This window comes from Nostoc flagelliforme FACHB-838, from assembly GCF_014698065.1.
In the GTDB taxonomy this organism is placed as follows: domain Bacteria; phylum Cyanobacteriota; class Cyanobacteriia; order Cyanobacteriales; family Nostocaceae; genus Nostoc; species Nostoc flagelliforme_B.
The window spans coordinates 1-5,020 of record NZ_JACJSI010000413.1; the positions used below are offsets into that span (position 1 = coordinate 1).

The 5,020-nt window shown below is 43.0% G+C and carries 7 protein-coding genes; 5 read left to right on the top strand and 2 right to left on the bottom strand.

The annotated features are described in order from the left end of the window. Nucleotides 1-55: 55 nt before the first annotated feature. Nucleotides 56-544 (bottom strand): GNAT family N-acetyltransferase, encoded by a 489-nt coding sequence (locus H6G97_RS45190; protein WP_242056056.1) that lies wholly within the window; start codon nt 542-544, stop codon nt 56-58. 501 nt (nt 545-1,045) lie between these two features. Here H6G97_RS45190 and H6G97_RS45195 point away from each other — a divergent pair. Beyond that, nucleotides 1,046-1,576: a hypothetical protein gene (locus tag H6G97_RS45195; RefSeq protein ID WP_190946962.1), complete on the top strand. Its 531-nt coding sequence runs from the start codon at nt 1,046-1,048 to the stop codon at nt 1,574-1,576. Between the two features lie 321 nt (nt 1,577-1,897). Here H6G97_RS45195 and H6G97_RS45200 read toward each other — a convergent pair whose 3' ends face one another. After that, entirely contained in the window at nt 1,898-2,290 is a 393-nt protein-coding gene (locus H6G97_RS45200) for a MerR family transcriptional regulator (RefSeq protein ID WP_190946963.1), read from the bottom strand. 339 nt (nt 2,291-2,629) lie between these two features. Between H6G97_RS45200 and H6G97_RS45205 the strand changes: the two genes are divergently transcribed. The 4 genes from H6G97_RS45205 to H6G97_RS45220 are packed head-to-tail and all read left to right on the top strand — an operon-like array spanning nt 2,630 to nt 4,960. Then, entirely contained in the window at nt 2,630-2,950 is a 321-nt protein-coding gene (locus H6G97_RS45205) for a hypothetical protein (protein ID WP_190946964.1), read from the top strand. Between the two features lie 26 nt (nt 2,951-2,976). After that, nucleotides 2,977-3,402, top strand: a complete 426-nt coding sequence (locus H6G97_RS45210; RefSeq protein WP_190946965.1) for a hypothetical protein — start codon at nt 2,977-2,979, stop codon at nt 3,400-3,402. 3 nt (nt 3,403-3,405) lie between these two features. Beyond that, nucleotides 3,406-3,693, top strand: a complete 288-nt coding sequence (locus H6G97_RS45215; protein WP_190946966.1) for a hypothetical protein — start codon at nt 3,406-3,408, stop codon at nt 3,691-3,693. Between the two features lie 4 nt (nt 3,694-3,697). Continuing rightward, a complete protein-coding gene (locus H6G97_RS45220; RefSeq protein WP_242056057.1) occupies nt 3,698-4,960 on the top strand; it encodes an ATP-binding protein in 1,263 nt (420 codons plus the stop codon). The last annotated feature ends 60 nt before the right edge of the window (nt 4,961-5,020 follow it).

Genomic DNA, 5,020 nt, shown 5'->3' on the forward strand with positions numbered 1-5,020 from the left:
TGCTTTTTCCGTGGTTTACTCATGGCTTTTTCAACACAGGGATGTTAATTGACTTTTACCATTGATTTGCCCACTCTTGACAGCCATCTATTTTTCTTAACTTGACACCAATGCCTACTCTCCCCTCATAACCTAGCTCTAAACTACAAGTTCTAGCAAACGCCAAAAATGCAGTTCCAACACCTTTCAATTTGGGGGGACGCTGGACGTATACCCGATTCCAAGGTGCGGTAGCTATGCCATCAATGTATACCAGACGTTTCCCCTCTACCAAACGAGAACCGTGCATTTGGGTTTCAATCAGCATTAAACCTTGAGTTTCACCTTCGTACTCAATTGCATAGCCTTCGCGGTTTGGTTGTCTGCTAATGACAAACTGTAATTTAAATTCCCAATCCCAAAATTTGTCTGATTGGTCGTGCAGTTTCAATTGTTCTTTCCACTTGTTGGCATAATCATCAACGTGCTTTTGCAATAGCTCCATTAAATCTGCTTCCACAACCGTGTTATCTTGACCGCGAATTAGTTCTACTTTTGTTCGCATAGCACCAAAATTGCCCATGAACTAATTTTATCAGTACGAGCAATCAACAGCATGACCGTCTATCTAGCCTAAAAAGAACAACGGCTCTCGATCCCATTTCAGAAAAAAGCTCAAAAACCGGGCTTTTTTTCATCCCTATTTTTTTTCGCCAACCCTGCCACTTCCTTTGTGACACCCATCCTGTATAGCTTTGAGTGCTTTCAAGTGACACAAAGTTCATAATTTAACCATGCCGCTTTTTGTGACATTCCTTTAATAGCAAGGGTTCTAGAGTTTTACCCAATCTTGCCGCTTTCTGTGACATCTATACACAGTAAGGGTTTCAGATGTCACGGCAGACCTTGCTGCTTTTTCATGCCGCTTTGTGATCCAATGCAACTGTAAAATATAGATGACGTTTTAACCAAAATTCAGACGGATCAACTAAAGAAAACCCCAGTTGCGCTCCCTAAACTCTTGGTAATTTCCCATTGTGTCTATATTTAAATATGGTATGAATTAATGCTCATCTCTGCTGATACCAAGATTCCTTTTCCACGCTCCCTAGTTTATGCTAGCTATCGTGACAAACTGGTTGAGCTAGTTCCCTATATGCCGAACGTGCGTCGCATCACACTTTTATCACGGAGGGAAGCAGGCAGTAATATTTATACTGTCAATGAATGGTACGGTGGCAGTGAAATTCCAGCAGCAGCAAGAGTTTTGCTCAGTGAAGATATGCTTTCTTGGACAGAATATAATACCTGGAATCAGGCAGATTTGACAGTTGAATGGCGTATTGAAACTCACGCTTTTACAGAAGCAGTTAAGTGTTCTGGCAAAAATCGCTTTTTGCAAGATGGTAATAGTACAGTAATTGAAAGCCGTGGTGAACTAGTGATTGACGCGAAACAAATCAAGGGAGTGCCATTCTTCCTCACAAGTAGAATTGCTCATCTCGTTGAAGATTTGTTGGGGAAAAATATACAACCAAACCTCGTAGCAATGAGTGCGGGAGTGCGCCAGTATCTAGAGCAAAATCAATTAGATTGATATACTGCTTTTCAATCTAATGGCACACTTGTTCATTTGAAAGACTAGCGTTGGGCGGGGAGTAAATCAAACCAATCACAATTACGTTTTGCGTCGGGGTCTAAATCCCCGTCACAAAACGCGCTGCTTGATAGGGGAGATCCAATAAATAAATCAGCCCAGCCGTCGCTTTCGCCTTGAGGGCGAAAGCGCCTAGATATCTCGGTTTTGCCAAAAATATTATTGATACGGCTGGGCTGATTTATTCTTGGCAAGTGCCTAGAACCTATGCAACTTAAACCGCTGAATTACAGTAAATGTATTAAAAAAGCTAACTACTTACTATGCGTTCGCTATACTTGCTAACTCTAGCCATCGACTCAATTCTTTTTGGTTAATGATGCGTAACTTAGAGAAAGGAATACGGCGTTTAGATGCCCAACGGTACAGGGTTCGCAAAGTTACTTTATAGCCTGTTTTTTCATAGATATAGTTTGGTAATTCTCGCCCTAAAAGTGGAAATTCCAGATTTTCTAAATCAATGCCAAAATTGGTAAATCGTGCTTTATCCTTCATCAGTAACAATGAAACATCAGATAAAGAATACTTTTTGAAAGGGTCTTGACGTTTCAGATATATCAGTCCTAATAAATAGCAGCCCCTGACTACTGCTAATGGCAAGTCCAAAAATGGCAACGGTAAACTCGGTAAAAACTCATCCCGTCGTAAATCCATTCCTCCACTGCAAGGAGCGATCGCTCATGCATCCCAGGTTTCAAATCAAGAAATTCAATCTCTGGAGGATGTTCTCAACGTCGGGATTGATGCTTACACAACCGACAAAGCCGACCAGTTGTTATCAACGATCCGCAATGCCCCCAAGGACGTGGTGAGTAAGTTTGTCTCTAAGGCGATGGAGGAGGAAGCTGACGTAGATTCCTTTCGTGCAATCGGTGACGAACTCGTTGCGGGTATTTTCGGTATTAGCCCAACAAATGCGACCGAATAAATTGATTGGATTAGCAGCAGTACTAAATCTGCTGCTATTAACCCTCGTTTTGGGCGTGGCAATATATGGAGCAACAAGACCAAACCCATCGCAAAGCATTAAATATTCACCTGAAGAAGGACGGGGAATTGAATCTGTCGGGGCTGACACTAGAAAACCTATCTTCAGAAGAATTCCTGGTAGTCCAGCAAATTATTGATGAGTCGAGAACGCGATCAAAGGACAATAGACAGATTGAGGAATTGATGCAACGGGGAATGATGGCTCAAACAGCGATCGCAGCAATAACAGTATTGATGTTTTCGTTTATGGGCATATATGGCATAACCCGATATATCGGCTCACAAGTTCAACAAGTTCAGCAGACTTATACCAATTTTAAGTAGTAGGGGGAGAAAGGAATGTTAGGAAAGTGGCTTCCTGGTTTGGCGGGAAAGGTGATGGAGTAGTATCAACGGATTTAAGAGTTGGGGATGCGACCCAAATTGAGGGTAATTTACCTTCATCAATCCGCTCACGCTACACATTGCCAGCTTACACGACTGCACAGCAGGTTCTGGATGAAGCAGAAGTGGCTGGCAATTTGAAAGCACAGAAGTGGCTACATACAAAGTTCTCCCGGCACAAGCTCAAGCAGCTGCAATCTTTGGCAGAGATGTATAAGAACCAATTGGCATATTCCCAAGAAGCCATGAAGGTTGAGGAAGATTTGCAGCGAACCAGGGGATTACATGGGGAGGCAGTGATCCGTCATGCCTTTGGTTCTATTGAGCAGCAGCGTCAGCTTGGAGGATACGAAAAAGCATTTGATGAAGTGGGTGATAGTTTCAGGTTCTAGGTTATGCAAATTAAACTGTCCTTTGTTGGATATGCAGTTTGTGGAGTCGGGCTGTCAATGTTGATGGGGTTTCTCTCAGTTGCCAGCCCAGTCAGTCAATTCTTGGTGTGGATCATCAGCATGATTTGCATTTGCGGTATATCTGTAGGTTTGTTCAACTTTGCTGGCTTAGTCGTCAAAGGATTCGGTTTCAACCGCAAAACTTTCACCATTGGCTTGATGCCTGGAATAATATTTCTGTTTGTCTTCTTGACTTTAGTTGCAGCCGGTGTTGCGTTGGGGGTGAGATAAGTTTATGCCATTTGAATTACAACGTCTAACTGCCAGTGGGGTGATTCATGCAGAACGGACTATCTTATGTTCTTTAGGAGCGAGTGCAGTATTATGCCTGTCTGCTCCTTTTTTCTTAAACACTGACCGAATCACAACCGGGATGCTACTTGGTGCTGGAACAGTGAGTGCTGGCTTATTTGGAGTATCTGCCCAAATCAGTGAAAGCAAGCAAAAAGTTTATCACTCTTTAAAACAAGCTGACCTGAAATCACTTAAAGCTAATTTACAAGGTGAAGCTGTTTATGATTATGTTACCACTGCGATTGCTGCCAAACGCAGAGTTGCTGATTATGTAAACCGGCTACCAATGCAAGAGCGCCCCCGGTGGATAGCTGAATATCAATTGCAAGGTCTGGTTACACTCCCAGAACCACCAGCACAACAATCACCTTCACCGACTGGTATTCCCAATCCCGATATTGCTGACATTGATGAAGAATTTGTACAGTCCGTGACTAATCCGGGTGCAATGAAAATTCTGCAAGCCCTAGCAGCAAATTATCCTGGTTACATCAGAATTGATGGTGCTTGGATTGATGAACTGTGTGATGCTGCATCTAATCAAAATATGACTCTTCGCAGTAATCACCATTTTTACCTTTCTGGTGGCACTCAGTCTGGGAAGTCCACGCTGGCAGGAGTAATTATCAATAAAATTGCTGCAAAATCTCAAAGCCCGGCAATTGTCATCGGTAGCGATCCAAAGGATGATGTCACCAGATGGTTGTGCAAGTTTAGCCGTAAGTTTGACGGCATGAAAGAATTAAAAACCTGGATTACCTTTGCCACTGGCATGATTGATCAACAAAAAGCCAGAGTATCAATTGTTGGTGGTGAATGTCAGGGTGTCCCGGAATTATTTCTTGCTCAGGATGAGGTGGGCTCTGTATTTGGAGGAGGTAAGGGACTTCCAGGAATGGTTGATGCTGACACTGCCAAAGACTTGCAAGGTTTTTGGAACTATATCATCAAATTCACTGCTGGGTTAAAGGGTCATGGTCTATTTATGGGCCAGTCCCCGCTCTCTGGGGAAACCGGATTTAGCCGCCCGTCCTTAAAAAATGTTTGTTTTATTGCGATGGGGCAGACATCGAGTTATATTCTTGACCATCCACAAGACTTTGTAAACGTTAAAAAGGAAATTCTGGAAGTATTACGACAGGCTTGCGAACGGACTAAGGGAAATCCCCATCCCCAAAAAGGACGGGACTACCAGAATGCTTAAAATACCAACCATAGCGGATAGAGCTTGGCAATGCCTTGCAAAATATGCACTAGAACCAGC

Excerpts from the sequence above, each read along its gene's own strand:
- H6G97_RS45190 (WP_242056056.1), bottom strand. The coding sequence starts at position 544 with ATGCGAACAAAAGTAGAACTAATTCGCGGTCAAGATAACACGGTTGTG.
- H6G97_RS45205 (WP_190946964.1), top strand. The coding sequence starts at position 2,630 with ATGGAGCAACAAGACCAAACCCATCGCAAAGCATTAAATATTCACCTG.
- H6G97_RS45195 (WP_190946962.1), top strand. The coding sequence starts at position 1,046 with ATGCTCATCTCTGCTGATACCAAGATTCCTTTTCCACGCTCCCTAGTT.
- H6G97_RS45220 (WP_242056057.1), top strand. The coding sequence starts at position 3,698 with ATGCCATTTGAATTACAACGTCTAACTGCCAGTGGGGTGATTCATGCA.
- H6G97_RS45215 (WP_190946966.1), top strand. The coding sequence starts at position 3,406 with ATGCAAATTAAACTGTCCTTTGTTGGATATGCAGTTTGTGGAGTCGGG.
- H6G97_RS45200 (WP_190946963.1), bottom strand. The coding sequence starts at position 2,290 with ATGGATTTACGACGGGATGAGTTTTTACCGAGTTTACCGTTGCCATTT.